Source organism: Solibacillus sp. GQ1 (assembly GCF_059758555.1).
Genome location: NZ_JCAXEX010000012.1, coordinates 1 through 2902 on the forward strand (window position 1 = coordinate 1; position 2902 = coordinate 2902).

The 2902-nt window shown below is 51.9% G+C and carries 1 rRNA gene; it reads right to left on the bottom strand.

The features are described from left to right. Positions 1 to 2892, bottom strand: a 23S ribosomal RNA gene (locus tag AC6CH1_RS19180); the annotation flags it as partial. Positions 2893 to 2902: the final 10 nt, after the last annotated feature.

Here is a 2902-nt window from a genome sequence, read left to right on the forward strand (position 1 = left end):
CATGCGTCACCGCACTTCCACCTCGAACCTATCTACCTGATCGTCTTTCAGGGGTCTTACTTACTTGCGTAATGGGAAATCTCATCTTGAGGGGGGCTTCATGCTTAGATGCTTTCAGCACTTATCCCGTCCATACATAGCTACCCAGCGATGCCTTTGGCAAGACAACTGGTACACCAGCGGTATGTCCATCCCGGTCCTCTCGTACTAAGGACAGCTCCTCTCAAATTTCCTACGCCCACGACGGATAGGGACCGAACTGTCTCACGACGTTCTGAACCCAGCTCGCGTACCGCTTTAATGGGCGAACAGCCCAACCCTTGGGACCGACTACAGCCCCAGGATGCGATGAGCCGACATCGAGGTGCCAAACCTCCCCGTCGATGTGGACTCTTGGGGGAGATAAGCCTGTTATCCCCGGGGTAGCTTTTATCCGTTGAGCGATGGCCCTTCCATGCGGAACCACCGGATCACTAAGCCCGTCTTTCGACCCTGCTCGACTTGTAGGTCTCGCAGTCAAGCTCCCTTATGCCTTTACACTCTACGAATGATTTCCAACCATTCTGAGGGAACCTTTGGGCGCCTCCGTTACTCTTTAGGAGGCGACCGCCCCAGTCAAACTGTCCGCCTGACACTGTCTCCTACCCCGCTAAGGGGCATGGGTTAGAAGTTCAATACAACCAGGGTAGTATCCCACCGACGCCTCCTTCGAAGCTGGCGCTCCGAGATCTCTGGCTCCTACCTATCCTGTACAAGTTGTACCAAAATTCAATATCAGGCTACAGTAAAGCTCCACGGGGTCTTTCCGTCCTGTCGCGGGTAACCTGCATCTTCACAGGTACTATAATTTCACCGAGTCTCTCGTTGAGACAGTGCCCAGATCGTTACGCCTTTCGTGCGGGTCGGAACTTACCCGACAAGGAATTTCGCTACCTTAGGACCGTTATAGTTACGGCCGCCGTTTACTGGGGCTTCAATTCACAGCTTCGCTTGCGCTAACCGCTCCTCTTAACCTTCCAGCACCGGGCAGGCGTCAGCCCCTATACGTCACCTTACGGTTTTGCAGAGACCTGTGTTTTTGCTAAACAGTCGCCTGGGCCTATTCACTGCGGCTTCTCTAGGCTATGCACCCAAAGAAGCACCCCTTCTCCCGAAGTTACGGGGTCATTTTGCCGAGTTCCTTAACGAGAGTTCTCTCGCACACCTTAGGATTCTCTCCTCGACTACCTGTGTCGGTTTGCGGTACGGGCACCTCTCACCTCGATAGAGGCTTTTCTTGGCAGTGTGAAATCAGGAACTTCGCTCATACGAGCTCGTCATCACAGCTCAACGTTATAGTATGCGGATTTGCCTACATACACGCCTTACTGCTTGAACACGCGCAACCAACGGCGTGCTTACCCTATCCTACTGCGTCCCCCCATTTCTCAAACGGTGAGGAGGTGGTACAGGAATATCAACCTGTTGTCCATCGCCTACGCCTATCGGCCTCGGCTTAGGTCCCGACTAACCCTGAGCGGACGAGCCTTCCTCAGGAAACCTTAGTCATACGGTGCATGGGATTCTCACCCATGTTTCGCTACTCATACCGGCATTCTCACTTCTAATCGCTCCACCAGTCCTTCCGGTCTGACTTCAACGCTATTAGAACGCTCTCCTACCACGCATACTCAAAGTATGCATCCACAGCTTCGGTGAATCGTTTAGCCCCGATACATTTTCGGCGCAGCGTCACTCGACCAGTGAGCTATTACGCACTCTTTAAATGATGGCTGCTTCTAAGCCAACATCCTGGTTGTCTAAGCAACGCCACATCCTTTTCCACTTAACGATTACTTGGGGACCTTAGCTGGTGGTCTGGGCTGTTTCCCTCTTGACTACGGATCTTATCACTCGCAGTCTGACTCCCGTGTATAAATATCCGGCATTCGGAGTTTGTCTGAATTCGGTAAAGCGAGATGCCCCCCTAGTCCAAACAGTGCTCTACCTCCGGTATTCTCAATCACGAGGCTAGCCCTAAAGCTATTTCGGAGAGAACCAGCTATCTCCAGGTTCGATTGGAATTTCTCCGCTACCCACACCTCATCCCCGCACTTTTCAACGTGCGTGGGTTCGGGCCTCCAGTGAGTGTTACCTCACCTTCACCCTGGACATGGGTAGATCACCTGGTTTCGGGTCTACGACCACGTACTAATTCGCCCTATTCAGACTCGCTTTCGCTGCGGCTCCGTCTTCTCAACTTAACCTCGCACGTAATCGTAACTCGCCGGTTCATTCTACAAAAGGCACGCTATCACCCATTAACGGGCTCTAACTACTTGTAGGCACACGGTTTCAGGATCTATTTCACTCCCCTTCCGGGGTGCTTTTCACCTTTCCCTCACGGTACTGGTTCACTATCGGTCACTAGGTAGTATTTAGCCTTGGGAGATGGTCCTCCCGGATTCCGACGGAATTTCACGTGTTCCGCCGTACTCAGGATACACTCTGGAGGGAATGAACTTTTGACTACAGGGCTTTTACCTCGTTTCGCGGACCTTTCCAAGTCGCTTCGTCTAATTCATTCTTTTGTAACTCCGTATAGAGTGTCCTACAACCCCAAAGAGCAAGCTCTTTGGTTTGGGCTCTTCCCGTTTCGCTCGCCGCTACTCAGGGAATCGAATTTTCTTTCTGTTCCTGCAGGTACTTAGATGTTTCAGTTCTCTGCGTCTGTCTTCAACACGCTATGAATTCACGTGAAGATACTATCCGATTAAAGATAGTGGGTTCCCCCATTCGGAAATCCCCGGATCAAAGCTTACTTACAGCTCCCCGAGGCATATCGGTGTTAGTGCCGTCCTTCATCGACTCCTAGTGCCAAGGCATCCACCGTGCGCCCTTATTAACTTAACCAAAAGTTAAC